Origin of the sequence: Dactylosporangium sp. CA-139114 (genome assembly GCF_050955725.1) — a bacterium.
Classification (GTDB): domain Bacteria; phylum Actinomycetota; class Actinomycetes; order Mycobacteriales; family Micromonosporaceae; genus Dactylosporangium.
In genome coordinates, this window is sequence record NZ_CP192080.1 from 5848830 (window position 1) to 5873211 (window position 24382).

30 protein-coding genes and 1 pseudogene are annotated in these 24382 nt (G+C 72.8%); 14 read left to right on the forward strand and 17 right to left on the reverse strand.

Annotated features, from left to right (window positions below):
• Positions 1-2: 2 nt before the first annotated feature.
• Positions 3-1766: a thiamine pyrophosphate-dependent enzyme gene (locus ACQP2P_RS25695; RefSeq protein WP_433604829.1), complete on the reverse strand. Its 1764-nt coding sequence runs from the start codon at positions 1764-1766 to the stop codon at positions 3-5.
• A 107-nt stretch (positions 1767-1873) separates the two neighbouring features.
• Here ACQP2P_RS25695 and ACQP2P_RS25700 point away from each other — a divergent pair, with 107 nt between their 5' ends.
• Genes ACQP2P_RS25700 through ACQP2P_RS25730 form a run of 7 tightly spaced genes read left to right on the forward strand, consistent with a single transcriptional unit; the run spans position 1874 to position 5916 of the window.
• On the forward strand, positions 1874-2356 hold the full coding sequence (locus tag ACQP2P_RS25700) for a Na+/H+ antiporter subunit E (protein ID WP_433604831.1): 483 nt from the start codon (positions 1874-1876) through the stop codon (positions 2354-2356).
• Positions 2353-2613 (forward strand): monovalent cation/H+ antiporter complex subunit F, encoded by a 261-nt coding sequence (locus ACQP2P_RS25705; RefSeq protein ID WP_433604833.1) that lies wholly within the window; start codon positions 2353-2355, stop codon positions 2611-2613. The genes ACQP2P_RS25700 and ACQP2P_RS25705 overlap by 4 nt, the downstream gene beginning before the upstream one ends.
• Entirely contained in the window at positions 2610-2888 is a 279-nt protein-coding gene (locus ACQP2P_RS25710) for a cation:proton antiporter (RefSeq protein ID WP_433604835.1), read from the forward strand. Before ACQP2P_RS25705 ends, ACQP2P_RS25710 begins: the two co-directional genes overlap by 4 nt.
• 2 nt (positions 2889-2890) lie before the next feature.
• On the forward strand, positions 2891-3733 hold the full coding sequence (locus tag ACQP2P_RS25715) for a hydrogenase subunit MbhD domain-containing protein (RefSeq protein WP_433604837.1): 843 nt from the start codon (positions 2891-2893) through the stop codon (positions 3731-3733).
• Entirely contained in the window at positions 3700-3984 is a 285-nt protein-coding gene (locus ACQP2P_RS25720) for a hypothetical protein (RefSeq protein ID WP_433604839.1), read from the forward strand. The genes ACQP2P_RS25715 and ACQP2P_RS25720 overlap by 34 nt, the downstream gene beginning before the upstream one ends.
• Positions 3981-4331, forward strand: a complete 351-nt coding sequence (locus ACQP2P_RS25725) for a sodium:proton antiporter (protein WP_433604841.1) — start codon at positions 3981-3983, stop codon at positions 4329-4331. The genes ACQP2P_RS25720 and ACQP2P_RS25725 overlap by 4 nt, the downstream gene beginning before the upstream one ends.
• A 1-nt stretch (position 4332) precedes the next feature.
• Positions 4333-5916, forward strand: coding sequence for a complex I subunit 5 family protein (locus ACQP2P_RS25730; protein ID WP_433604843.1), 1584 nt, complete (start codon positions 4333-4335; stop codon positions 5914-5916).
• 34 nt (positions 5917-5950) lie between these two features.
• On the opposite strand, the gene ACQP2P_RS25735 is transcribed toward ACQP2P_RS25730, so the two are convergent.
• Both ACQP2P_RS25735 and ACQP2P_RS25740 read right to left on the reverse strand, forming a co-directional pair.
• Positions 5951-6550 carry a LysE family translocator gene (locus ACQP2P_RS25735; protein ID WP_433604845.1) on the reverse strand — a complete coding sequence of 200 codons (600 nt, stop codon included), beginning with the start codon at positions 6548-6550 and terminating at the stop codon, positions 5951-5953.
• Positions 6550-7287: a metallophosphoesterase gene (locus ACQP2P_RS25740; protein ID WP_433604847.1), complete on the reverse strand. Its 738-nt coding sequence runs from the start codon at positions 7285-7287 to the stop codon at positions 6550-6552. Before ACQP2P_RS25740 ends, ACQP2P_RS25735 begins: the two co-directional genes overlap by 1 nt.
• Before the next feature lie 63 nt (positions 7288-7350).
• Between ACQP2P_RS25740 and ACQP2P_RS25745 the strand changes: the two genes are divergently transcribed.
• Positions 7351-7923 carry a CGNR zinc finger domain-containing protein gene (locus tag ACQP2P_RS25745; protein ID WP_433604849.1) on the forward strand — a complete coding sequence of 191 codons (573 nt, stop codon included), beginning with the start codon at positions 7351-7353 and terminating at the stop codon, positions 7921-7923.
• Between the two features lie 87 nt (positions 7924-8010).
• On the opposite strand, the gene ACQP2P_RS25750 is transcribed toward ACQP2P_RS25745, so the two are convergent.
• Positions 8011-8772 (reverse strand): septum formation family protein, encoded by a 762-nt coding sequence (locus ACQP2P_RS25750; RefSeq protein WP_433604851.1) that lies wholly within the window; start codon positions 8770-8772, stop codon positions 8011-8013.
• Positions 8773-8876: 104 nt separating this feature from the next.
• On the opposite strand from ACQP2P_RS25750, the gene ACQP2P_RS25755 reads away from it, so the two are divergent.
• Entirely contained in the window at positions 8877-9752 is an 876-nt protein-coding gene (locus tag ACQP2P_RS25755; RefSeq protein ID WP_433604853.1) for an SDR family oxidoreductase, read from the forward strand.
• A gap of 48 nt (positions 9753-9800) precedes the next feature.
• On the opposite strand, the gene ACQP2P_RS25760 is transcribed toward ACQP2P_RS25755, so the two are convergent.
• Positions 9801-10445 (reverse strand): rhomboid family intramembrane serine protease, encoded by a 645-nt coding sequence (locus ACQP2P_RS25760; RefSeq protein ID WP_433604855.1) that lies wholly within the window; start codon positions 10443-10445, stop codon positions 9801-9803.
• 23 nt (positions 10446-10468) lie between these two features.
• Positions 10469-11386, reverse strand: coding sequence for a cation diffusion facilitator family transporter (locus ACQP2P_RS25765; RefSeq protein ID WP_433604857.1), 918 nt, complete (start codon positions 11384-11386; stop codon positions 10469-10471).
• 301 nt (positions 11387-11687) lie between these two features.
• On the opposite strand from ACQP2P_RS25765, the gene ACQP2P_RS25770 reads away from it, so the two are divergent.
• A complete protein-coding gene (locus ACQP2P_RS25770; RefSeq protein WP_433604859.1) occupies positions 11688-11942 on the forward strand; it encodes a hypothetical protein in 255 nt (84 codons plus the stop codon).
• 23 nt (positions 11943-11965) lie between these two features.
• On the forward strand, positions 11966-12568 hold the full coding sequence (locus ACQP2P_RS25775) for a hypothetical protein (protein ID WP_433604861.1): 603 nt from the start codon (positions 11966-11968) through the stop codon (positions 12566-12568).
• Here ACQP2P_RS25775 and ACQP2P_RS25780 read toward each other — a convergent pair.
• Both ACQP2P_RS25780 and ACQP2P_RS25785 read right to left on the reverse strand, forming a co-directional pair.
• Positions 12499-13872 carry an NAD(P)/FAD-dependent oxidoreductase gene (locus ACQP2P_RS25780; RefSeq protein WP_433604863.1) on the reverse strand — a complete coding sequence of 458 codons (1374 nt, stop codon included), beginning with the start codon at positions 13870-13872 and terminating at the stop codon, positions 12499-12501. The two genes, ACQP2P_RS25775 and ACQP2P_RS25780, sit on opposite strands and share 70 nt — an antisense overlap.
• Before the next feature lie 373 nt (positions 13873-14245).
• On the reverse strand, positions 14246-14893 hold the full coding sequence (locus ACQP2P_RS25785; RefSeq protein ID WP_433604865.1) for a nucleoside deaminase: 648 nt from the start codon (positions 14891-14893) through the stop codon (positions 14246-14248).
• Positions 14894-15159: 266 nt separating this feature from the next.
• On the opposite strand from ACQP2P_RS25785, the gene ACQP2P_RS25790 reads away from it, so the two are divergent.
• Positions 15160-15372 (forward strand): hypothetical protein, encoded by a 213-nt coding sequence (locus tag ACQP2P_RS25790; protein ID WP_433604867.1) that lies wholly within the window; start codon positions 15160-15162, stop codon positions 15370-15372.
• 7 nt (positions 15373-15379) lie between these two features.
• Here the strand turns inward: ACQP2P_RS25790 and ACQP2P_RS25795 are convergent, their stop codons facing one another.
• From ACQP2P_RS25795 to ACQP2P_RS25805, 3 genes are read right to left on the reverse strand one after another with little or no spacing between them, the layout of a single operon-like run.
• Positions 15380-16300: an alpha/beta fold hydrolase gene (locus ACQP2P_RS25795; RefSeq protein WP_433604869.1), complete on the reverse strand. Its 921-nt coding sequence runs from the start codon at positions 16298-16300 to the stop codon at positions 15380-15382.
• A gap of 1 nt (position 16301) precedes the next feature.
• Positions 16302-17546: a Na+/H+ antiporter NhaA gene (gene nhaA / locus ACQP2P_RS25800; protein ID WP_433604871.1), complete on the reverse strand. Its 1245-nt coding sequence runs from the start codon at positions 17544-17546 to the stop codon at positions 16302-16304.
• Entirely contained in the window at positions 17537-18094 is a 558-nt protein-coding gene (locus tag ACQP2P_RS25805) for a hypothetical protein (protein ID WP_433604873.1), read from the reverse strand. The genes nhaA and ACQP2P_RS25805 overlap by 10 nt, the downstream gene beginning before the upstream one ends.
• Positions 18095-18192: 98 nt before the next feature.
• Between ACQP2P_RS25805 and ACQP2P_RS25810 the strand changes: the two genes are divergently transcribed.
• Complete coding sequence (locus tag ACQP2P_RS25810) at positions 18193-18327, forward strand: hypothetical protein (protein WP_433604875.1); 135 nt, start codon at positions 18193-18195, stop codon at positions 18325-18327.
• A gap of 279 nt (positions 18328-18606) precedes the next feature.
• Positions 18607-18969 (forward strand): hypothetical protein, encoded by a 363-nt coding sequence (locus ACQP2P_RS25815; protein ID WP_433604877.1) that lies wholly within the window; start codon positions 18607-18609, stop codon positions 18967-18969.
• 110 nt (positions 18970-19079) lie between these two features.
• Here the strand turns inward: ACQP2P_RS25815 and ACQP2P_RS25820 are convergent, their stop codons facing one another.
• The 6 genes and pseudogenes from ACQP2P_RS25820 to ACQP2P_RS25845 all read right to left on the reverse strand — a co-directional run bounded on the left by ACQP2P_RS25820 (position 19080) and on the right by ACQP2P_RS25845 (position 24322).
• Positions 19080-20480: an MFS transporter gene (locus ACQP2P_RS25820; protein WP_433604879.1), complete on the reverse strand. Its 1401-nt coding sequence runs from the start codon at positions 20478-20480 to the stop codon at positions 19080-19082.
• Between the two features lie 523 nt (positions 20481-21003).
• Positions 21004-21204, reverse strand: a complete 201-nt coding sequence (locus ACQP2P_RS25825) for a hypothetical protein (RefSeq protein WP_433604881.1) — start codon at positions 21202-21204, stop codon at positions 21004-21006.
• A gap of 55 nt (positions 21205-21259) precedes the next feature.
• A complete protein-coding gene (locus ACQP2P_RS25830; protein ID WP_433604883.1) occupies positions 21260-21838 on the reverse strand; it encodes a GerMN domain-containing protein in 579 nt (192 codons plus the stop codon).
• Positions 21835-23190: pseudogene (locus ACQP2P_RS25835) on the reverse strand (ATP-binding protein). The gene ACQP2P_RS25830 and the pseudogene ACQP2P_RS25835 overlap by 4 nt, the downstream one beginning before the upstream one ends.
• Positions 23187-23858, reverse strand: coding sequence for a response regulator transcription factor (locus tag ACQP2P_RS25840; RefSeq protein WP_433604885.1), 672 nt, complete (start codon positions 23856-23858; stop codon positions 23187-23189). The pseudogene ACQP2P_RS25835 and the gene ACQP2P_RS25840 overlap by 4 nt, the downstream one beginning before the upstream one ends.
• Positions 23859-24007: 149 nt before the next feature.
• Complete coding sequence (locus ACQP2P_RS25845; protein WP_433604887.1) at positions 24008-24322, reverse strand: STAS domain-containing protein; 315 nt, start codon at positions 24320-24322, stop codon at positions 24008-24010.
• Positions 24323-24382: the final 60 nt, after the last annotated feature.

Consider the following 24382-nt stretch of genomic DNA (forward strand, 5'->3'; position numbering starts at 1 on the left):
GTTCAGCCCTTCAGCTTCTGGATCTTGTCCTTGAACAGCGTGGTGGCGATCGCGGCCGGGTGCGGCTGGCCCCGCAGGAACGCCGCCGCGAACTTCTTCGCCTGCTCGTAGGTGACGCTGGCCGGCAGCGGCGGCTCGTTCGGGTCCACGGCCACGTCGACCAGCGCCGGACCGTCGTAGGCGAACGCCTCTCGCAGCGCGCCGGGCAGGTCGCCGGGCCGCTCGACGCGGGCGCCGAAGCCGCCGCAGGCGCGGGCGATCGCCGCGAAGTCGGGCGCCGGCTCGCCGAAGCGCACGCCGTGCTCGGGGAAGCCGAGCACCATCTGCTCCCACAGGATCTGGCCCAGGGCGTTGTTGTTGCTGACCACGACCTTGATCGGCAGCGCGTAGCGAGCCGCGGTGTTGAACTCGGCCATGAGCATCGCGAAGCCGCCGTCGCCGATGAACGCGATCACCTGCCGGTCCGGGTGGGCGTGCTGGGCGGCGATCGCGTACGGCAGCCCCGGCGCCATGGTGGCGAGCGTCCCGGAGAGGTAGAACTCGCGGCCGCCGCGGATCTGCCAGTGCCGCGCCGCCCAGGTCGCGATCGTGCCGGAGTCGCAGGTGAGGATCGCGTCGTCGGTGCCCAGCGCGTCGAGCTGGGACGCGAGATACTGCGGGGCGATCGGGTCACGGTCGGGCGACTCCAGCGCCGCCATCTGCTCCCGCCAGTCGCGGACCTTCTCCTGGTACCGACGCAGGTGCGCCTGGTCCTTGCGCTCGAGCATGGGCAGCAGCGCCTCCAGGGTGGCCCCGACGTCGCCGACGAGGGGCACGTCCGTGGCGATGCGCGTGCCGGCCCGGCTCGGGTCGATCTCGACCTGCACCACCTTGGCGCTGCCGGGCTTCGGCAGGAACTTGGTGTAGGGGAAGTTCGTCCCGAGCATCAGCAGGACGTCGATGTCCTCCATCAGCTCCTCGCTCGGCTTGGTGCCGAGCAGGCCGAGGCCGCCGGTCACGTAGGGCGAGTCGTCCGGCAGCACCATCTTGCCCGGCAGCGTCTTGACGATCGGTGCGCCGAGCGTGTCCGCGACCCGCTCGACCAGCGGCCCGTCCCCGCGCGCGCCGATCCCCGCGAGGATCCCGACCTTGCGCGCCGCGTTGAGCAGCCCGGCCGCCACGCGCAGGTCGGCGTCGCGGGGCCGGACCGCCGGCGCCAGGTAGACGGGCGCCGCCGTCGGCGGCACGACGGGGGCCACGGTCTGGTACGGGTCCTTGCCGGCCGGTGCGACCTGGATGTCGTTCGGGATGGTCAGGTGGGCCACGCCGCGGCGGGCGTAGGCGGTGCGGATCGCCACGTCGACGAGGGCCGGCAGCTGCGCCGGGTTCATGATGACCTGGTCGTACTCGGCGACGTCCGCGTAGAACCGGTCGAGGTTGACCTCCTGCTGGTAGGCCGTGCCCAGCACGCTGGACTCCTGCATCCCGGTGATCGCGAGCACCGGGACGTGGTCGAGCTTGGCGTCGTAGAGCCCGTTGGCCAGGTGCACGCCGCCCGGCCCGGACGTGGCCAGGCACACGCCGATCCTGCCGGTGGTCTTGGCGTAGGCGGTCGCCATGAACGCCGCCGCCTCTTCGTGGTGGACCAGCACGAACCGCACCTGGTCCTGGTTGCGGCGCAGCCCCTCCATGATGCCGTTGATGCCGTCGCCGGGCAGCCCGAACACCGTGTCGACGCCCCACTCCGCGAGCCGGGAGACCAGTACCTCAGCCGTTATCGCACCCATGGCGCGAGCCGCTACCCGGCATCCATCAGGTCAAACTGCCACACCGCCGGCCCGCTGCCCGGCCACGTTCCGGTTTGACCGGATGCCGGACGGGTAGCGGGCGGGACGTGTCCCGGGTGACGGCCCTGTTCTGCTGGTGCGAGGTGATCTGGACGCTGCTGTCGTTCACGGCGACCGTCGAACAGATCGCGGTGGGCGCGGCCGTGAGCCTGATCGCGGCGCTCGCCTGCGCGCCGCTCGGCCCGGTCGCGGGGCCGTGGCGGCTGCTGCGGCCGCGGCGCCTCGGGCCGCTGCTCGCGCTCGCGGCGTCCGTGGCGGTCCGCGCGGTCGTGGCCAACCTGCGCCTCACGCGGATGATCTGGTCCCACCGGCGCCCCGGCAGCGCGATGGTGACGGTCCCGACCAGCGCCCGCTCCGACGCCGAGCTGACCGCCGTCGGGCTGCTCACCTCCCTCATCGTCACCTCGCAGCTCGTCGACGTGGACCGGGGCCGGCATCGGCTGCGGTACCACACCGCCGAGCCCGGCGCCGGGCGCGACGACATCAACGGGCCGATCGAGGCCCTGGTCCTGGGGGTGACCCGCCGATGACGGCCGTGTTCTGGGTGGCGACCATCGGGCAGCTGGTCATCTGCGGGCTGCTGCTCGTGCGGGTGCTGGCCGGCCCGGAGACCGGCGACCGGATCGTCGCGCTCAACATGATCTCGACCCAGCTGACCCTGGCCGTGTTCGCGTTCGCCGTCGTCGCCGGGCGGGCGATCTACACCGACACCGCGCTGTGGCTGTGCTCGTTCAGCTACCTCGGGGCGCTGGTCTGGGCGCGGTACCTCGAACGGGGGCTGCTGTGAGCACCGTGATCGCGGGCGTGCTGCTGGGCATCGGGCTGCTGACCGCGTTCTCCGGCGCGGTCGGGGTGCTGCGGATGCCGGACACGCAGCTGCGCATCCAGGCCTCGTCGAAGACCGTCACCCTCGGCGTGCTGCCGACGCTGCTCGCGGTCGTCGTGGCGACCGGGCTCGACAGCGTGTACGCCTCCCGCGCCCTGATCGTCGCGCTGCTCGTGCTCGTCATGAACCCGCTCGCCGCCCATGCCCTCGCCCGCGTCTGCGCGAAGCGGGACTGACCGTGTTCTGGGTCGCCGACTACCTCGCGTGCGCGCTGCTGCTCGTCGCCGGGGTCGCGGTCGTGCGGCTGCGCAGCCCGGTCGGGTCGGTGATGGCGCTGTCCGCGCTCGGGCTGGTCCTGTCGCTGCTGTTCGTGCTGCTCGGCGCGCCCGACGACGCCCACGCCGAGATCGTGGTGGGGGCGATCGCGCTGCCGACGCTGTACCTCATCGCGCTGGGCAAGATCCGCACCGCGGTCGAGGACGAGCCGGCCGCGCCGCCGCACCGGCCCCGCCTCGGGCTCGCGGTCGCCGGCGCGGTGATGCTCGTGCTCGCCGCCGCGGTGTGGCTGCTGCCCCGCGAGCACGCCGCCCTCTCGGCGCTGGCCCGGCAGGCCTACGACGGGGCGCTGCGCGACTGGCACAGCCCCGAGCCGGTGGCCGCGATCGTCTACGGCTACCGCGGCTTCGACACCCTCGGCGAGACGTTCATCCTGCTCGCCGCGGTCGTCGGAATCGGACTGCTGGCCCGGCGCCGGGAACCGCGCCGCGGCTTCGTCGGTGAGGCGGCCGCCGGGGAGCGGGAGCAGCGGGGCGTGCGGATCGGCGAGCACGGCACCACCGGCGCGCAGCGGCGGGCGCGCGGCGGCGAGGCGGCCGAGTCCGGCTCGGCTCCCGGGTCGCCCGCGATGACCGTCGTCGTGCGGGGCGGGGTGCGGGTCGTCGCGCCCGTGCTCGCGGTGGCCGGGCTGTATCTGGTCGCGTGGGGCTACTCCCCCGGCGGCGGTTCCCGGCGGGGGCCGTCGCGCTCGGGGTGGTGCTGCTGGCGTATGTGGCGTACGGGTACGACCGCGTGGAACCGCTGATCCGCGCGGACCGCCTCGAACCCGCGGAGCTCGCCGGGGGCCTCGCGATCGTCGCCGTCGGCGCGCTCGGCCTGCCGCTGGCGGGGTCGGTGTCGGCGAACTTCCTGCCGCTCGGGCCGCCCGGCACGATCCGCAGCGGCGGCATCCTGCAGGCGTTCTCCTTCGGCGAGCTGCTCGAGGTCGGCACCGGGCTCACCCTCGCCGTGTTCGCGCTGCTCACCATGGGCCACGACTGGGCCACCGAGTCGTGATCGTCGTCAACCACCTCACGGCCGCGATGCTCTTCGGCATCGGGCTGCACGCGGCCGTGACCCGGCGCAACCTCGTGAAGATCGTCATGGGACTCTCGCTCATGGAGGCGTCCGGATACCTCCTGCTGCTGTCCATGGCCTACCGCGCGGGCTCCACCGCGCCCGTGCGCATCGACCCCGCGCCCGGGCAGGCCGGCAACGTCGCCGACCCGATGCTGCAGAACATCTGCCTGACCGCGATCGTCATCGGCGTCGCCATCACCGGGGTGTTCCTCGCCGTCGTCGTGCGGCTCGCCCAGCACCACCGCAGCGTGGACGCCGGCCGGATCCGCGACCTGCGCGGCTGAGGTGCTCACCGCCGAGGTGCTGCCGCTGGCGGTGCTCGCCCCGGTCGCGGGCGCGGTCCTCGCCCCGCTGCTGGCCCGGTTCTCCGCCCGCCTCGCACTCGCCACCGCCCTGCTGGCTGTCGTGGCCTCGGTCGCCGTCCTGGCCGCGTGCGCCCTCACCGCCCGGGGCCGGACGGTGTACCTGGGCGGCTGGCGTCCCATCGGCATCGCCTACGTCACCGACGCCTTCGGGCTCACCATGGCCCTGACCGCGGCCGTCGTCGGCGCGCTGGCGATGCTGGCGACGCTCTCGGGCCTGGCCGACCTGGGCCCGCGCGAGCTGGGCGGCTACGCGTGCCTGTCGCTGCTGCTCATCGCGGCCGTCGTGGCCGGGTCGCTGACCGTCGACCTGCTGCACCTGTTCGTCTGGTTCGAGGTGGCGGGGCTCGCGAGCTACGCGCTGACCGGGTTCTTCCTCGAGCGCCCGCACGCGGTCGAGGCCACCTTCAAGGTCGTCGTGCTCACGTCCGTGGCCGGGTTCCTGATCTTCATCGGGACGGCGCTGCTGTACCAGTCCCACGGCGCCGTCGCCATGAGCGCCCTGTTCCCGGGCCGGCCCGGCGTGCTGGACCGCATCGCCGCCGGCCTGCTGCTGGCCGGCCTGGCCACGAAGGCGGGCCTGGTCCCGTTCAGCGGCTGGCTGCCCGACGCCCACACCGCCGCGCCGGGCCCGATCAGCGCGCTCTTCTCGGGCATCCTGGTGAACTTCGGCGTCATCGGCATCGCCCGCCTGCTCGACGCGGGCATGCCCGGCCACGGCGCGCTCATGGCGCTCGGCTGCGCCTCGGCGCTCATCGGCGCCGCCGCGGCCGCGGTGCAGGACGATCTCAAGCGGCTGCTCGCGTACGACACCATCTCCCAGATCGGCATCGTGACCACCGGCCTGGCCGCCGCGAGCGCCGCGGGCACCCGGGCGGCCGTCTACCACCTGGTCGGCCACGCGCTGTTCAAGGCCCTGCTGTTCCTGATCGCGGGCGCCGTCGTGCACAACACCGGCGCGACAAGCCTGCCCGAGCTGTCCGGCCTGTTCCGCCGCAGCCGCACCCTGGTGCTGCTGTTCCTCGTCGGGGCGGCCGCGATCGCCGGGGTGCCGCCGCTGAACGGGTACGTCTCCCTGAGCCTGCTGCACACCGCCCTGCGCCCGACGCCCGCCGCGCTGGCCGCGGTGCTCGCCGCCCAGGTGGTGACGGTCGCGGCCCTGACCCGCGTCGTGCGGGCCATGTTCGCGCGCACCGAGGACCCGCGTTTCGCCCGCGACGAGCACCTGCGCCCGGGCCTGACCGCGGCGCTGGCGACCCTCGCGGCGGCCTGCTTCGCCACCGGGGTCGCCTTCCACTGGGTGAGCGGCGCGCCCTGGACCGACGCGATCGAGCTAGTGAGCACCGGCGCGAGCGTGGCGCTGGGCGTGGTGCTGTCGGCGTGGGTGGGCCCGCGCGCGGACGGCCTGCGGGGCCGCTTCGCCCGCTTGGCCACGGGCTCGGTGAACGACTACACGCTGTACCAGGCCCTGGGGCTGCTCGCCGTCTGCGCCGCACTGCTCGCCTGACCCCGCCTTGTGGATCGGTCGAAGGCGGGAGCGTTCACGCGAGCACGGCGCGGATGCCGAGGCCGACGAGCACCGCGCCCGCGATCCGCCGGACGATCGTGCTCGCGGTGTCCGAGCGCAGCGACCGGCGGGCGCGGCCGATGAGCACGGCCCAGCCGAGCAGCCACACGGTGATCAGGGCGGCCTGCGCGGTCGCGAGGACGAGGAGCTGCGGGAGGAGGGCCGCGGCGGGGTCGAGGAACTGCGGCACCAGGGTCAGGAAGATCGCCGCGGCCTTCGGGTTGAGCACGTTGCCCAGCAGCGCCTGCAGATAGGCCGGGCGCCGCCCCGGTTCACCGGCCGCGGCGGCGACCGGCCTGGCCCGCCAGGTCCAGATGCCGAGCCCGATCAGGTAGGCGGCGCCCGCGAGCCGTACCGCCGCGAACGCCGCACTGGAGCGCATCACCAGCGCGGACAGCCCGGCGGCGGCGAGGGTGGCATGGACGTACAGGCCGGTGACGGTGCCGAGGATGACGGGCGTCGCGTGCCGTGCGCCGTCGCGGGCGACCCGCTGGGTGAGCAGCGTCAGGCTCGCGCCGGGCATGGCGATCAGCGGCAGGATCGCCACCAGGAAGGCGGCGACGTGCGCGCGCATCAGCGCACGACGCGGTAGTGGGTGACGATGTTCCAGGCGTCGTCGAGGGCGTGGAACGCCAGCCCGGGCGGTGCGTCGAGATCCGCCAGGTGCTCGCTCTCCCACGGCAGCCGCAGCGTCCAGGTCACGCCCGGCGCGACCAGCACCGGCCGCCCGGCGAAGGTTGCCGCCGCCGCCGTGTGCGCGTGACCGGCGAGGACGGCGAGGACGTTCGGGTGGCGGCCGAGCAGGTCCGCCAGCGCGGACTCCCGCTGCAGCCGCATCGAGTCGGGCAGCGGGTGGTGCAGCGGCACCGGCGGGTGGTGCAGCGCGATCACCGCCGGGGTGTCGCCGAGCTCGTCGAGCGCGCCGCCGAGCCACGCGAGGGTCTCCTCGTCCAGCAGCCCCTCGTCGCGACCGGGAATGGTCGAGTCGCACATCAGGACCTCCAGGCCGCCGACCCGGTGACGCCGGTTGATCGGGCCGTCGGCGGCGGGCTCGCCGGTCAGCGCCTTGCGGTACGCGGCGCGGATGTCGTGGTTGCCCGGGCAGGTGAGCACCGGAAACGGCGCGGCCAGGAGCCGGGCGGCGGCCTCGTATTCGCCCTCGGCGCCGTTGTCGGCGATGTCGCCGGTGACGAGGAGCGCGTCGACGGGCCGCGGCAGTCCGCGCAGGTGGTCCATGACGTTGCCGGCCCGGACGAGGCTGCGCTCGGAGCCGTCGAGGTGCAGGTCACTGATGTGCGCAAGCAGCAGCACGGTCTACCCCCGTTGCCTAATGGCTTCGATACGTTCTGACGTTAGGTACCGTACCATTGTCGTGTGAGACATTGGAATCTCTCGCTCTCCCTGGTCAGCACGATCCGCCACGACGGCGACGGCGGCATGGCGGACGACCTCGACACCGTCGAGGGCCTGGCCGGCTGGCTCGCCGCGGAACCGGACCTCGGCGCCGCGCCCGCGACCGAGGACCTGCGCCTGCGGGTGACGCAGCTGCGCGCGGCGGTCCGGTCGCTGTTCGCGCGGGCCGTCCGCCCCGCGGAGCCGAGCCGGGCGGACGCCCGGAACCTCATCGACGTCGAAACGGCGCTGGCCCGGCTGAACGCGGCCGCCGCCGGCCTCGGACCACCGATGTTGCAGTGGCCGCCCGACGAAGCGCCGCGCCTGACCTTGCAGATCACCGCGACCACGGCCGAGGACCGCCTGCTCGCGACACTGGCCGAGGCGGCCATCAGGTTCCTCGCCGGGCCCGACGTCGCCCGGCTGCGCGCGTGCCCGGCCCCGCGCTGCGTGCGCTACTTTCTGCAGGACGATCCGCGCCAGGCCTGGTGCAAGCCGTCGTGCGGCAACCGCGCCCGCGTCGCCCGCCACTACCAGCGCCACCGCAACGCGTGAGAGCCCCGGGATCGTGCCGGCGTGGGCGACGCTGTCGACGGGCTCAGGTCGTGCTCGACGAACGACGCACGGCCCGGTGGACAGCGCTCAGTGCGGGGCGCTGCCCTTCAGGGACTTCGTCACCCGGTTGTCGGGGCGGGTCACGACGTAGCAGTGGGACGTGCGATCGCCGAGTCCCCACCGGTCCGGGTTGCCGCCCGTCGGCACGACGCGCAGGTCGGTGCGGCTCTCGAACTTCGCCTTCGACTCGCCCAGAAACGCCGCGGCCTTGGTGTCGCAGGCCTGCGTCACCAGACGGTCGATGCTCTCGTACCACCCCTGCCCGTCCGGGATCGCGAGCACGTCCACGCACGTCAGGGCCAGCGGGCGGGTGCCGCGCAGGCCGTCCTTCAGGCTGCCGGTGCGCTGCCGGGACGTGAAGTCGTCGGCGGCGAACTCGAACAGCGCGCAGCGGTACTCGCGGGCGCCCGCGTTCCACTCGTCCGTCGACGGCACGATGACCGCGATACCCAGGCGGCCCTCGTGCCAGTCCCCGCCGACGTACTCGCGGGCGGCCGTGTCGCAGTCGGCGTACACCTCACGCGTCTTGTTCTCCGGCGGTGTCGTGAGGCGGCCGACGCGCACGATCTCGGCCTGATGCTCGTTGGCGCAGTCGGTCGGGTTGAGCGTGACCGCGCGGTAGTCGTGCATGTCCAGCGCCTGGCCCGCGTGGCACATGCCCACAGCCGGCAGGGCGAGCTTCGACGGCGATGCCGACGTGGCGATCGCGGGCGGCTTGCCCGCGGGTTGCGCCCCGTCGCATCCGGCCGAGCCGAGCAGTACCAATGCCGCAATGCAGGCCCGACGCACCCGCACATGATGGCATGCATGGCGACCGGCACCGACGCTTCGGTGCCTGTCGTCCGCCTCAGTTGACAATGTCATCTCAATCCGGCACCCTGGTTCAGGTGACAATGTCATCTGAAACTCGGCAGCTCATGGTCGTCACCGGCGCCTCCACCGGGATGGGCGCGGCCACCGCCCGCGAGCTCGCCCGCCGCGGACTCCACGTGCTCGCCGGCGTGCGCAAGGAGCGCGACGGCGACGCACTGCGCGCCGCGGGCGTCGAGCCCGTGATCCTCGACATCACCGACCCCGGCCACATCGCCGCGCTCGCCGAGCGCCTCGCCCAGGACCCGCGGCCGCTGGCCGCCCTGGTCAACAACGCGGGCATCCCGGGGGCCGGGCCCGTCGAGGTGACACCGCTCGACGACTGGCGGCGCCTGTTCGAGGTGAACGTCCTCGGGCACGTCGCCATCACCCAGGCGCTGATCCCTCTGCTCCTGCGCAGCAAGGGCCGGATCGTCAACATCACCTCGCTGAACGGCAGGATCTCGATGGCCGGCTACGGGCCGTACGCCAGCACCAAGTTCGCCCTCGAGGCGATCAGCGACGCGCTGCGCAACGAGCTCGGCCCGCAGGGCGTGCGGGTCGTGGTCGTCGAACCGGGTGGCGTGCAGACCGCGATGGCCGGGCACGGCATCGCGGGCATCGAGCGGCTCGGCGGGCGGATGACCCCGGATCTGGCCGCCCGCTACGGCGACATGATGCGGGCGCTGCCCTCGCACGCCGCCGCGTTCACGGCGGCCGGCGTCACCGCGGAGGTCGCGGCCCGCCGGATCGCGAAGGCGGTCACCGACCGCAATCCCCGCACCCGCTACACGATCGGCCGGACGGCGTCGTTCCTGATCGGCGCCGCCCGGTTCCTGCCCGACCGGGTCCTCGACCGCATGACCAGCTTGGACCTGCGCAAACACTATGGCCGGCGCGCCATGACCCGTCCGGCCTGAGCCGCTGCGCGAACCGGGCGAGATCCGCGCCGTGCCGCGCCTCGACGGTCACGTGGATCTCGAACGCCCCGGTGATCTCGGCCATCGCGTCAGCGTAGTCCGGCGGCGCTGGAGGGCGAGCAGGGCACCGCCCGCGGCCCCGAGCGTCGCCGCGCCGCCGTGGATGTCGCCCAGCACCAGCAGCGCCAGCGCGGCGAGGAGCGTCACGGCGGCGGCCACGCGCCGCCCGGGCACAGATCCGAGCGTCAGGGCCGCGACTGCCAGGGACGCGGCCAGGCCGAAGTCGACGAGCGAGGTGCCGCCGCCGACCGGCTGGACCACCAGGCCCCACAGGCCGCCGAGCACCTGGACCACGAGGGCCAGCAGCAGCCACCGGGCCGTGCCCCAGAGCCGCTCGGCCATCGTGCCGAGCACGGCCAGGGCGAGCAGGTTGAAGACGGTGCCCGGCCAGCCGCCGTCCTGGACGAGGCACGACGTCACGAGCCGCCACACCTCGCCGTGCGCGATCGCGGTCCGGTCGCGGCGCAGCGCGTCGAACAGGGCCGGCGCCGCCGTCAGCTGCAGCCCGGAGACGACGGCGACCAGCGCGAACAGCGCGGCGGTCGCGGGCGGGAGCCGGCGCCCGCGGGGCAGGCCGGCGCCCGCCACGCCGGCGGTCACGAGCAGCACGAGATAGAGGACCGTCTGTGGCATCGGCTAGAGATACCACGCGGCGGTCACACGACGGTGATCACCGCGTCGGCGACGGCCGGGTTGCGCAGGAGCCGCGTGCGCAGCTCGGTGACGTGGCCGACGAGCTCGGCGCCGGGGCGGGCGCGCACATCCGCACACGGCTCGACGTTCACGGTGACGAGCAGCTGGGACGGGCCCACGTACACGGCCCGCAGCTCGCGCACCTCGTGAATCCACGGCTGCGGCCCGATCGCCTCGTGCAGGGTCTCCATCACGTCGTCGGGCGCGGCGGCGTCGATGAGCAGCGCCTTCGAGCGGCGGGCGAGCAGCCACGCCACCACCGCGAGCAGGACGCCGATCGCCATGCTCGCCGCCGGGTCCCACCAGGCCCAACCGGTCACCATGTGCAGCACCAGCGCGATCAGGGCCAGGGCGATGCCGATGAGCGCGGCGGAGTCCTCGAGGTAGACGGTCGTGGCGCTCGGGTCGGACGCGTGCCGCAGGTGCTCGCGGACCGAGCGGCGGCGGGCCCGCGCGTCCGAGCGCAGCTGGCGCCGGGCGGTGAGCCAGCTGTACCCCTCGAACCCCGCCGACACCACGAGCACCCCGATGCCGACCCACGGGCTCTCCAGCGGCTCCGGCACGAGCCAGCTGCGCACACCCTCGGCGATCGACAGGAGCCCGCCGACGAGGAAAATCCCGAGCGCGGCCAGGAACGCCCAGAAGTACCGCTCCTGCCCGTAGCCGAACGGGTGCCGGCGGTCGGGCTCGCGCTTGGAGCGGCGCAGGCCGAGCCACAGCAGCACCTCGTTGCCGGTGTCGGCCGCCGAGTGCATGGTCTCGGCCCACAGGGCGGCCGACCCGGTGACCAATGCCGCCACCGCCTTCGCCACCGCGATCGCCAGGTTCGCGCCCGCGGCCACGACGACGGTCCTGGTGCTGCTGCTCTCGCTCTCTGCCATGCACCCATCGATACCCGCCCCGAGTTGTCTTGACGCGCTTCGAACTCGGGGAAATCGGCACCCGTACGACCCCGGCTCATCGCCGCCACGCCGGCCGGGCCGCTCGTGGTCATGTGCGGGCCGCGCGCATTGCCCTGAGGCCTCGCAGCCGGGGCACCGTGGTTACTGATGCGCGGACACGTGAGAGGGACACGCATTACTCCAGCGCGCCGCGTCCCGCCCGCGCGGCGGCCCGCAGCCGAATTCCCGTCGTACTCTGCACCTGCATGTGCATTCTGCCGAGACGAACGGGATGACGAGCGTGAACGTGCTGGACAAGACGCCGCGGCTGTTCGGCATCGTCGCCGATCCCGAGGACGACGGCCACCCCTCGATCGTCGCCTGGGGGCACGAGCTGGCCGGGCACGCGGTGACGAGCTGGTTCCTGGCCGACGGGCGCATCGAGGTGGCCGTGTTCGGCTCCGCACAGGACGCCCTCACCACCGCCGAGGCCCTCTACCCCGCCACTCTGATGTGGCTGCCGATTGGCGATACGCCCCCGAATCTGGAAGGTTGACCGGGGAAAGGGGGGCGCGGGGGTTGTCGGATGCTGGAACACGGCGGTGGCAGGAAGCGGACGACGCCGTCGAGTCGCTCGTGGCCGCCCTGAGCGCCATGGTCGCCCGGGCCGAGCACCGCGGCAGCCGCAAGCGCCCGCGGGGCCGGGACCTGCCGAAGCGGCGCACCAAGAGCGCCCGTCGTTACCTGGCCGAGGTCATCCGCTCGCACCGCCTCGCGCCGGGTCTGCGGGTCGACCGGAACATGATCGCCGCGCTGTTCACCGGGCACCGCGAGCTGGTCGGCAACCCGGTGCTGGTCGTCGCCGTCGCCCAGGCCTGCGGCATCATCTCGGGGCGCAAGCTGACCGGCAAGGAGGCGGCCCGGCTGCGCGCCGCCAGCGAGCGCGTGGCGCGCCTGATCAGACGCGCCCAGGAGGCGGGCCCGGTGCCGGCCCGGGCGCCCGTGCCGATGTCGGTCCCGGCACCGGCTCCCCGGCCGGCCGTGGAGACGCCCCCGGTGCCGGTCCGAGCCCCCGAGCCCGAGCCGGCACCCGAAGCCGGCGTCTCCCGCACCTACTGGCCGATCGTGGCGGTCGCCCTGCTGCTCGCGCTCGTCGCGCTCTGGGCCGTGCTGGCGCGCTGAGCCCGGAGCACCCGCGCGACCATCGCCGGGGTCAGCAGCGACTGCGGCGGCCGCATGAGGTTCGAGACCTCGAGGAAGCGCCGGGCGACGGCCGCGTCGACGCCGGTCGCGCGCTGTACCCGGGCGACGTACGCGTTCAGCAACGCCATCCGCCGCGTCCGCGGCCCCTCCACGTCCGGGTAGGCGAGGTCCCCGCCGGCCGACATGTCCCAGGGGACGTCGACGATCCGGGCCGCCCGCGCGTAGAAGCGGCGCGGCAGCCCGTCGATGCCGTCGCGGGCCGCGAGCCCGAGCGCGCGGGCCTGCGCGACGGCGACCGTCATCCCCTGGCCGTACGCCGGGTTGAACGCGCACACCGCATCCCCGATCGACACGAACCGCTCGGGCAGCCGGGTCAGTCGCTCGTAGTAGCGCCGCACGCTGCCGGGCAGCCGCAGCCGCACCGGGTCGCCCAGCGGCTCCGACTCGGCCAGGAGCCGGTGCAGCCGCGGGTCGGGCAGCTTGGCGGCGAACGCGAGGAACTCGTCGGGGTCGGTGGGCGGGGCCTGCTCGGCGCCGACGCCGAGCAGCGTCACCATCCACCGGTCGCCGTCGACGCCGAGGGCGATGCCGCCGTAGGGCCGCGCGGGTCCGCCGGGCGCGTTCAGGATCGCCGCGAAGTCCTCGCGCCCGGGCACGCGGCGGTAGTCGCGGGAGACGTACGCCGTGCCCGCGTCGATGCGCTCCTCGGCCGGCCGCTCGAAGCCCAGCGCGGCGAGCCAGGTCACGCCCCGGTTGCCGCGCCCGGTGGCGTCGATGACGAGATCGGCGTGGACCTCGTGCTCGGCGCCGTGCGCGGGCCGCACGGTCGCGCCGGTGACCCGGGCGCCGTCATACAGCAGACCGGTGGCCTCGTGACCGTCGAGCACGACGACGCCGGGCAGCGCCGCGACGCGCCGGCGCAGCACGGACTCGAGCAGCGCCCGGCTGACGCAGAGCCCGGCGAGGCCGGAGACGGCGCGGGGTGCGGGCCGGTCGCCGAAGACCCAGACGCCGTCGCGCTGCAGGTCGAGCGGGACCGCGCCCTGCTCGGCGAGCTCGTCTACGATGCCGGGGAAGAGCTCCTCGATGACCTGCCGGCCGCGCGCGAGCAGGCCGTGGGCGTGCTCGGCCTGGGGGACGCCGCGGCGCGGCGTGGGGCCGTCGGGCAGGGTGTCACGGTCGAATACAGTGACGCGCTCGAAGGAGTCGAGCAGGGCGCGGGCGGCGGTGAGCCCCGCGATGCTGCCCCCGAGCACGATGGCGTGGCGCTGAGTATCGGACATGCCCTCCAATTATGTTGACCGATTCGTGACCGTCCGTCGGCAACGGGACACTGTCCGGCTGTCAGCGTTCGGTATCAGGGCTGCTGATGGTGTTGCGGGCCCGCTCGCCTAGAGCCGGGGGGACGGCGTCGGGCAGCCGCTCCCGGTCCCGCTCGCGTGCGACGACCCGGACGGGATGGTCACCCGCGGCCGCAAGGGTCGCTCGATACTCGGTCGCGCAGCTCAGGGGGCCCCACGTAGCTGTACCTCGCCTTCGCCGTCGGCCGAGACTCGGCCCGGCGGATCAGCCTGATGCCGTGACGGCATCCGATTCGACATGACCGCGGGACTTGCGGCGATGAGCGGATGCCTACCGCGGACCCGCAGGACCAACTCAGCGTCGGCGGGACGTGATTGTTCGCCATGCCTGCGCGAGTGCCGAGTCGAGGTCGAGATCACGAAGGCGGTCGGCCGTTGTTCCAGCCCACTCGCGCGCGAGCGAGAGCATCTCCGGCATGGCGACGGCGTGCTCCTGCTGGACAGAGAGAACCTCCCGTTCCACCGCTGAGATGAGGGGCAGCAGGACCGCCCATGTTTGCAGGTGGCCACCGATTGGGCCTTCTCGGTGCGTCCACCGTCGTGCCATCTGATGGTTGAGATCCGGCAGTCGCTCGACGCCCTTCCACACGGGGTCGGGGGCGGCGAACCGGACGACGCCGACATGGCTGTGCCGCAACGCCGCAGTGCAAAGGAAACAAGGCTCAAGCGTCGTGTAAAGGACGTGATCGGTGTAGTCGCCGGGCGGCAATGTGGCCAGTGCGTTGATCTCCGCGTGGGCGATGTAGCTGCCGGCGATGTGCCCGGCCGGTCCCGTCTTGTCATTACAACGGTTGCGACCGGACCTGACCATCTTGCCGTCTGCGTCGACGAGAACAGCACCGACCGGAATGCTGCCTGCCTGAAATGCCTCCCAGGCCAGGAGGAAACACGTACGCCACGACGTGTCAACTCCGGCGAAGGGGTCTGTCGGTACCTGCGCCATCGAAGGAGTATTCCAGACCGCCGTTCGACGCACGCTCATCGGCCAGATCTGGCGCAAGCGGGGGCGTATTCAGGCCGGCGGCCGAGGAGCTGCGGGCCGACGTTGTCTCCGCGGCCATGCTCTTCAACTCGCGTTCGAGTACCTGGCCATCTGGGCGGCCAAACGCGCCCGCGGGCGGCCGTTCCCGGTCATGGTCATCCTCGTCGTGGTGACCGCGGATCGTCGCCGACCTGGCCGCCGCCCAGGGCGGCACCGGCGGGCCGCACGTGCTGTGGTGGGCCCTCGCGCTCGGCGCCGACCTCGGCGGCAACGCCACCGCCGTCGGCGCCGCGGCCAACGTCGTCATCCTCGGCCTGGCCGAACGGGCCGGGCAGCGGATCAGCTTCTGGCAGTTCACGAAGTACGGCCTCGTCGCCGCCGGGGTCACCGTCGGCATCTCCGCGGTGTACCTGTGGCTGCGCTATTTCGCCTTCGCCTGACCGGCCGCTACCGGAAGGGGGCGCGGACGAACGCGACGATCTGTTCGGCGATCCCCGGCCAGTCCGGCGAGCACCACACGAAGTGCCCGGCCGCGCAGCTCACCACCAGGTCCGCTGCGGGCAGCGCGGCGACGAGGGCCTCGGCGTGCGTGAACGGGACACCGCCGTCGGTTCGAGACGCCACGACCAGTGCCGGCTGCGTCACCGACCCGCACAGGTCCGGGGCCGGCTCCAGGTCGCGGACGAACCCGCGACCGGATCGCATCGCCCCGAACAGCTCCAGCAGCATCACCTCGTCGGCGCTCGACATCCCGGCCCAAGCCGCCGCCCCGGGCGCGGACGAGACCCCGGCGACCAGCCTCCGCAACACCGGACGGCCACCGGCCCGCAGCATCAGCCGAACGCCGGCCCAGGTCACCGCCTCCGCCCCAGGCGCGAACACCACCCGCCCACCGGCCCGGGTCCGCGCGCCCGGCCAGGGCAGCGGCCCGACCGCACTGATCAGCACCAGCCGCCGCACCAGCTGCGGGTGGCGGGCGGCCATCACCACCGCGGTCGGCCCGCCGCCGGAGATCCCCACCACCGCCGCCACCCGGGCGACGCCGAGCCCGTCGCACAGCTCGGCGACCGCATCGGCGTACGCCTCGGTCGTCGGGCCTGTTTGCACCGGCGTGCGGCCGTAGCCCGGCCGCGACGGCGCCAGGATGCTCAGCCCGGCCGCCGCGAACGCGTCCTCGCCCAGCGCGAGCCCGGCCCGCATGTGCCCACCGTGCAACACGAGCAACACGTCGTCGCCGCGGCGCTCCAGGCGGTACTCCACCGGCCCGTGCGCCGTCGAACCGACCTCGGTCGGCCGCCGCACCGTCCCGCCGCCACCCGCGCCGGACCGGTCCTGACCACCGGCCGCTCCGGCCTCATCCCGCCCCATCTCAGGCACCCCCGCCGACCGCGACCCGCTCGCCGGCCGCCGCCGGCGATCGGCGGCGGCGACGCAGCGCCAGCACCGCCATCGCCGCAGCCGCGGACAGGCACGAGCCCAGCAGGACCGCCAGCCGAGCCTGCGCACCGGCGGCCGCCCCGGCCGCGAACGCGAGCTCGGCGATGAGCAGCGACACCGTGAACCCGATCCCGGCCAGCAACCCGGCCGCGGCCAGGTCCACCCAGCCGAGCCCGCCCGGCAACGGCCCGCCGGTCACCCGCCGGGCCAGCCACGTCGCCGCCAGGACCCCCGCCGGCTTGCCCAGCAGCAGCCCGGCCAGGACCCCAACGGTCACCGGCTCCCGCAGCGCCGCCCCCAGCGACCCGGCGCCCCCGAGCGGGACCCCGGCGGCGAACAGCGCGAAGACCGGCACCGCGAACCCAGCCGCCACCGGCCGCCAGCGGTGCTCCAGCCGCCCCGCCGCGTCCGGCCCACCTGTACGCGACACCGGCACCGTGAACGCCAGCAGCACCCCCGCCACCGTCGCGTGCACCCCGGACGCGTGCACCAACAGCCACACCGCCACCGCGAGCGGCCCGAGCATGATGCCGGCCGCCCGGCCGTCCCGACGGGCCAGCCACGCGAACGCCGCCAGCGGCAACCCCGCGGCCAGCAGCGGCACCACCGCCAGCCCGGCCGTGTAGGCGACCGCGATGATCCCGATCGCCAGCAGGTCGTCGACGACCGCCAACGTCAGCAGAAACATCCGCAACGCCGGCGGCACCCGCGAGCCGGCCACCGCCAGCACCGCCAGCGCAAACGCGATGTCGGTGGCCGTCGGCACCGCCCAACCACCCACATCCCCCGCGGCCGCAGAGGCGTTCACCGCCACGTAGAGCAGCGCCGGCACCGCCATCCCGCCGACCGCCGCAGCCACCGGCACCAACGCCCGGCGCGGATCGCGCAGCTGCCCGGCCACCAGCTCGCGCTTGAGCTCCAGACCTGCCACGAAGAAGAACACCGCGAGCAGCCCGTCAGCCGCCCACGCCGCCAGACTCAGGTCCAGATGCCAGACCGCCGGCCCGACCCGCCACCCGCCGAGCCGACCGTACGCACCGGCCCACGGCGAGTTCGCCCACCCGAACCCCACAACCGCGGCGAGCAGCAACAACACCCCGCCCGCAGTCTCGGTCCGCAGCACCTCGGCAACCCGGCGGGACGGAACCCACCGCACAGACACACCGTTCACAACCATCCTCCGGGGTCGATCGGCACCAACACGCCGACCAGACTTCCCGGCACACCAGACACGAGCCTACGGCAGCAACCCGCCCGGCGACGCGTCTCGCAGAGCGCGCAGCCGGCCCGAGCCTCCAGCATCCGGGCCGGCCATGACGAACACACCGAGGACACATGACGAACCGATGACACCACGCCACCGCCGTCGAACAACCGGATCGCACCCACCCGGCCGGCGCCGCCGCGGGTGCCGCAGCGCCTCCCGGGCCGGGGCATCTGCCCCGGGCACTTCACCCTGAATGGGCCAAGATCACGCGTGTGTGCGTCGTGCTCGTGTTCCCGCGGCGCATCCGGGCGGACGAAGTCGGCGCCGGCCCGGCCCAGCGCGCCGCGTTCGATGCGGCGCTCGCCATGAGCGACACCGCCATGCAGGTCGGTGGTAAGCGCCTCGCCTGGTTCCTGGAGAGCGTCCGCGCCGAGCGGCAGTTCTGGCTCGGGCTGTCCCTGGAGCGGCCCAGGATCGTGGACGGCCCGCACCTGTTCGACGACGCCGACGGACGCCACGACCGCCTCCCCGTCGCCGCCCGGATCGGCACCGTCAGCTATGGTCACGTCGAGGCCGACCGGGTCACCCGCAAGCATTCGCGCGGGCCGCCGCCGCGGTGGTCGCCGGGACGCTGCCCTCGATCGAGGGCCAGCTGCTGGCCGACGCGCGGGCGCTCCTGCGCCGCGGACCACGAGCGCTCCTGCCACAGGCGCGCGTCCTGGCCGCCATGGCCACCGAGATCCGCATCTAAACCACCCCCGAGGCGTGCGCGACAGACGCCCAACGCGACCTCGTCCACCTCCTGCTGAACACTCACGCGACTTCTCGCTGGCCGGCGCCAGCCTGTTCGACCGGCCGCTGAGGCCAACACCGGACGATCCCTCCGCGACGTCCGCACCCATCTCAATGCTCCCGGCAGTGTCACCTCGAGTCCGCTGGCTCCCGGCCCCCGCGCACCACGGCCCCGCTAGGACCAACTCGCCTCGCCGACGACTGCTCCGCCCCCGCCTACACCCGACGCTGGCTGCGCATGTCCATCGCCAAAGCCACCAACTGCCGCTACGACATCGTGCTGTCCACCACCTTCGCCGATCCAGGCCACGCCGGACCCCTCATCAACCGCTCCGCAGCCTCACCTGGCGTCGATCGTGGTGAGGGCCAAGGTGAACCGGCCGAGGAAGGCGGCGGGGAACGGCGCACGGATGGTTCGCTACTCGGTGTGGAGGGGCTACCGACGGCGGCGGAAATTCTGGTTGAGGTGCTGTGGCGGGTCAACGACGGCGCCGCCGTACTGGAAGAGGCGCGCACCGTCCCCAACGGTCTGGTTGGTCCTAACGTGCTTATCGAGGCGGTGGAACACAACGACCCTGGGCGAGTGTCGACTGCCCAATGACCCCGGCCGTTGGCCGGTCGCCGGCCGATGCTGAGGCGCTGCCATTCCCGGGCGTTTCGAGGCGCGGTGCGCCGCCGGCATGGCTTACGGCCCAAATGAATCAGCTCTTGTCAGGGCGCGCCCCGGGCACGCGCGGCCGCGTCGGCAGCTTGTTTGTCCGCCGTGTAGGTGCGCCGAGCCAGAAGCATAACGAGGCCGTTGGCGAGAAGGGGCCACAGCATCAGCAGAAAGGTGTCGCGCAGGTTGACCCCGTAGGTGGTGCCTACCACGCCGGCGAGCCAGTCAGCGAGCAGGCCGAACAGCACGGGTGCCCCAGCCTCGGCGGACAGGCGCAGCACCGTGCGGATGCTCTCCGCGCGTCCCCACATCCACGGCGCGACGATGTCAAGCCGCGCTGCGTCCAGCGGCGGATTCGCTGCACCGAGCATGAACGCGCCGCCCACGAAGAGCGGCAGAGCCACCGGCACGGTGCTGGCGAGCAGGCCGAGGGCGAACAGAACCGCTGTGGCGGCGTAGGCGACGGCAGGGACGATGATCCTGGCGTTGCTATGGCCGCGGGCCAGCCATCGGTCCGTCTGCCGGCCACTGAGCACCGCACCGGTCAGACCACCGGCCCCGACAGCGACGACCAGGCCGATCAGCTCCCCGACGCCGACTCCGTAGTGCTCCATGACGAACACAACGACGAATGTGCGCAGACCCGCGAAGAAGAAGTACCCGATCGACGAGGCGACCACGAGAAGCCGGATGGTCCGCACGCGCAGCAACAGGCCGAACGTCCCGGCCAGGGAACGCCACGCCTGCCCGGCCTCACTCCGATCCGCTCCGGCGCCGGCGCCCCGCAGGGTCACGGGCGAAGCTTGTGGGATCTCAACGGCCCCAGGCGGCACACGACTGGGGCCTCCACGGGCCGGCTCGGGCAACCATCGATACAACGCAGCGCCCAGTCCCGCTCCCGCCAAACCCAGCAGCCAGAACCCATAACGCCAGGACAGCGCGAGGCCGACACCGCCGCCGACGATCAGCCCGACGCCGGCGCCGATCATCTCGCCGGTGAGGATCCAGCCGTACACCTTCGCCCGATCCTCCGCCACGATGAGATCCCCCAGCAGTGAGGCGAGCAGCGGCCCTGACGCCGCCACCGCGGCGCCGAGCGCAAGCCGGGACAGCAGCAGCCACAGGTACGACGGCGCGATCCCCCCGAAGATCAGGGCGACGCTCCACAGTGCAACGGTGAGCACGAGCAGCCGCACCCGGGCCACACGGTCGGCGAAGACCCCCATCGGCAGTGCGACAAGCGCCCCGACACCAGAGGACACCGTTGCGAGCAGGCCGAGCTCGGCGTGACTGATGCCGAACTCGGCCTCCAGCGGCCGGGCGAGCGCGCCAACCATGCCGATGTCCGCCGAGGCGAGTGCCAGCACTCCCCCGAACATCAGCACGATCCCAGTCCGCGCCGGCCCGCCGAAGGCCGACTCGCACCAGCGGAGCAGCGGTGACAACCGGCTCACCGATAGTCCCTACGGTGCCGCGTTCGCTCCCGTTGCCCGCGCCCTGTCGACACACCCACCACCCACCGCCCTTCGTCGTTCCACCCTTACCCGATACCGCCTGGCAATGACCGCACCGGTTAGCGGGGTCATCGTCGGGTAGTGCCGCACGGACACCGGATACCGGCACTCCACGTACAGCCGATCGGGAGGGCCGGCCAGCGCCTTCGGCACCGCGACGCGGCTTCGCCGGCGAAAGTTCTTCTGAGAGCGCTCAGGGAGCGTCCGGTGTTTGAGTTCCTGCGAGGCCTGCGAACCAGCTCGCATCGCCGTGGCGTACCTGGTCAGACGCGCCACGGCGCACGAGCGTAATGCTGCGTTGTCATCCGATGACTGTGCGGTGCGCCCGCAGGGCCGGATCACGCTTCACAGCTGATGCAGGGTCCGGGGTCAGCTCGCCTGGGGAGCACACTCAAGGTCGCCGTTTCGGATTGGAGGCGACAATGGACGCCGGGGATGCGCCCACCATCGCCCGTCCCCGGCATCAGCCGAGCGCGGAGGCTTCGCGCTGACGGATCTGCTCGGCGTCCGCGACAGCCGCGCGGGCACCATCGACGGTGTCGGGAGCCGACCGGCTCCGACGGTCGGCGCGGTGCTGGGGCTGGCAACCGACCGGTGCGTTGGCGGTCTGCAGGACGCGGTCCACGCGGGCGATGGCCAAGAGCCGGTACAGTTTCGCCGACATGCCGCTCACCCTTGTCGACTGTCCACACAAGACGGTCGGTGTCGTCGGCGATCGGTCAGGACGGCGCAACGAGTGGGGCATAGTCGGCTGCGGTGAGCGGGCCGTCGGTGAGCGATCCGTCGGCTCGAGGGACCTTCAGCGGTTGTCCGTCATGGCGAAACACGACGCCATCGACATCGGCCCGGCTCGTGAGCGTGCACACCACTTGCCCGTATGCCAACACCTCGTCGCTGCGCCCGGCACCGTCGGACCGGTCGCCGACGTCAATGGTCACCTTCCCGTCGTGCGCAACCGTCACGTCGGCGACCGTGATGCCGGTGAGAGCGCTGACGTATCCATCGTTACGTTCCCGCGCCGTCGGACCGGACAGCAAATCCTGCATCTGCTGGTCGATCGTCGGGGCCCGCTCCGCCTGCCGGCGGACGGCGACCAGGTCCGCGTCGCGGATGAGATAGAGCAGTTCGACCGGGACACCGGGAGCAGGGCTGGCCGCCGAAGTCCCAGTCGTGACGCTCGGCGGCCGATCCGCCACCGTGACCGGGCGCGGGGTGCGCTCGCTCGGCACGCCACACCCCGCGGTGAGCGCAATCAGCAGCACCACTGCGATCAGACGAGCACGGTTCGGAACGGTCATGAGCCGTATCCGTCGAGCTCGACCCGGAATCGGGCGCCCCCGCCAGGCCGGTCGAGCACCGACGCACGACCCCCATGCGCGGCCGCATATTGGGCGACGAGCGCCAGCCCGAGGCCGGTGCCGCTGTCGGCCGTACGGGCGCGGGCGGCTCAGCCCCGGACAAAGCGGTCGAAGATGATGGCCTTGTCATCCGAGCTCACACCCGGCCCTTCGTCATCCACTTCGATGACGCACCGGCCGGCGGCCGTGGTGAGGCGTACAGCCGTCGCGCCGCCGCCGTATCGCGCCGCGTTGTCGAGCAGGTTGCCGATGATCTGCTCGACCCGCCGCTCGTCGACGCGCCAGCACGGGGACGTTCCCTCCTCGACGGTCACCAGGCCGGTCGGCAGATTGCGGGCTCGGCAGGCTCGCTGCGCGACCGCCGCGACGTCGACATCCGCGCGTTGGGCCGGTTGGTCGCTCCGGGCCAGTTCGAGCAGGTCGTCAACGAGACATTGGAATCGATCCACTTCCTCGGCGATCAGTCGTAGCGCCGTCGTGGTCCGGTCATCCAGCGCCTCATGCCGCCGGGTCAGGACGCTGGCCGAGGCGGCGAGCGTCTGCAGCGGCGACCGAAGCTCATGACTGACGTGCGCGGCGAACCGTCGGTCCTGTTCCGCCCGTTTCGCCAGTCGATCCACCATGTCGTTGAAGGACACCGTGAGCCGGGCAAGGTCGGGCTCGACGGCGGGGTCCAGGCGCGCCGAGAGGTCGCCCGCGGCGATGGTCTGCGCCGCGCCCGCCACCGATCGCAGGGGCCGTGCGACGTACCGGGCGGCGTACCAGCCGAGGGCAGCGCCGGCGGCCGCGGTCATCGCCGCGACGACGGTCAGCACCCAGCTGAGCACTCGGAGGGTCCGGTCGAGCTCACGGAGGAGGTCGACCTCGTACAGGGCGGTCGACTCCCACAGCGGCACGCCTACGACGATGGCGGGAACGCCATTGACCCGGACCAGCTGTTTGCCGGCCTGTCCGTGCCGGACCAGCTGCTGCAGGCTCTCGGGCACCGCCTTGGTGGCGCCGTCGTCGGCGGCCCGGCTGAACCAGCCGCCGTCTCGGTACAGCACCGCCCGGCGATTGCCACCGGTGTCGAGCGAACGCAGCAGTTCTACCAGATCGGCGTGCTCCGAGAGGACACCTTCGCGCAGGATCTGCGCATCGAAGGAGACCGTGCGGACCGACACCCGTTCGCGACCCTCCAGCAGTGAGCGGCGGGTCGCCTGGTATGTCGCGAACGCCATCGACGCCGAGAGCACCAGCGCGCCGACGGCGAACCCGCTGACCACGCGGGTCTGAAGTCCGGCCCGTCTCATCGCTGCAGCTTGTAGCCCATGCCACGGACCGTGACGAGGCGCTGGGGCCGCCGCGGGTCGTCCTCGATCTTCTGCCGCAGCCGGCCGACGTGTACATCCACCAGTCGCTCGTCGCCGATCTCGTACTCCCACACCTGCCGCAGCAACTGCTGCCGTGAAAAGACCTGACCCGGGCGGTCGGCCAGTTCGCACAACAACCAGAACTCGGTGTGGGTCAACGCCACCAGCTCACCGTGCAACCGGACCTCGGCGGCCTCCTGCGTGATGTCCAGGGCACCCACCTTGGTTGTCGTCGCCGCCGCCGCGACGCGGGACCGGCGCTGCAACGCGCGCAATCTCGCCGACAGCTCCTTCACCGCGATGGGCTTGACCACGTAGTCGTCCGCACCTGCCTCCAAGGCGGCGACGATGTCATGGGTGTCGTCGCGCGCGCTCACCACGACGATCGGCACGTCGTCGTGGCGACGTAGCGCACGCACGCCCGCGAAGCCGTCCATACCCGGCAGCATGAGGTCCATCAGCACGATGTCGGCGGGCTCGGCGCCCTGCGCCTCGAGTCCCTCCTCGGCGCTGCCGGCTCCCCGCATCGCATAGCCCTCGTCCTCGAGCGCGAGCGTCAGCGCCAGCCGGATGCGGTCATCATCCTCGATCAGGAGCACGCCAGCCATGGCAGCATCATGCCCACGAAGGCGGATCCTCTTCCAGCGCAGACTGGCAACCGAACAGTATTGTCACACGACTGTCACCAGGTCCCCATCGACGACTCGACCCGAGAGCACACAGCAGCCCTTGCGATCTGCACATATCCGGCCCAGCGTCACGGGAAGCGCGGCAAGGCCCCCGACATGCCGGTCGACGCGAGCGTACGCTCCAATGCCGGACTGAACCGCTCGACGTTGAACCGGCAGGCCACGCCGACGCAGTTGCGCTGGATCTGCAGCAGCGCTCCGACGGCGCCGGCATCGGCGTAGGTGACGAGACCGAGGTCCAGACTGATGGCGGCCGGCCGGGCCCGCAGCAGCGCGTCGATCGAGCCCACCAGTTGCGCAGAGGTCGCGGTCCCGAGGTCGCCGCGGACGACGACCACCATCTCGCCGGTCGTCCGTGACCGGACGTCGATCGACAGCGTCATGACCGGCCAGCCTTAGCACTCGAATGGCTCGAACACACTGTATGCAATATTTGCTCAGTC